This window comes from Idiomarina sp. UBA4206 (assembly GCF_002383015.1).
Taxonomy (GTDB): domain Bacteria; phylum Pseudomonadota; class Gammaproteobacteria; order Enterobacterales; family Alteromonadaceae; genus Idiomarina; species Idiomarina abyssalis.
The window spans coordinates 9,138-9,710 of sequence record NZ_DFTS01000050.1; the positions used below are offsets into that span (position 1 = coordinate 9,138).

The following is a 573-nucleotide window of genomic DNA, read 5'->3' on the forward strand; positions in this document are numbered from 1 at the left end:
CGCTGATAAATGCTTCGACAAAGTTACGTGACATGGTCGAGGCGTGACCAATGCGAATCACTAAATCTGCACCGTCCATTCCCTGTTTCAGTTGTTTGACCAGGTTCTCACCTTCGTGAAAAATCCGGTTGGCGTACTGACGAGCAATGTACCCGGCCTGAGTCAGCACTAGTTGTCGCCCCTGACGCTCAAACAAAGGCGTGCCTAACCATTCTTCCAACTGTTTTATTTGCGCCGATAACGCCGATTGCGACACATGAAGTTTTTGAGCGGTTTGGGTTAAATGGCCACTTTCCGCCACATGCCAGAAGTAAAAGAGATGTTTGTAATTCATAGTTGCTAATAACCGTTCTTTAAAATAGAACAATATTATATTTTATATCTATTTTACTTAACATTAAAGACGCCCCCATAATTGCCCCAAACAAAATACCCAGGATGCATCAATGACTGAATGGTTGACATTATCTGGCGTTCGCCCTGTGTTATTGGCTCTGGTGGCTTTATTAGCACTGGTAGTAACGCGCTACGCTGTCACAAACTTCCGGCTGGATCCGCGCCGTCGTTCTTTCG

Annotated in this window: 1 protein-coding gene; it reads right to left on the bottom strand. The window is 45.4% G+C overall.

Going from position 1 to position 573, the window contains the following annotated elements:
- Positions 1-334: LysR family transcriptional regulator (locus tag B3180_RS10875; protein ID WP_286844474.1), on the bottom strand; the 334-nt coding region annotated here is incomplete at its 3' end.
- Positions 335-573 lie beyond the last annotated feature (239 nt).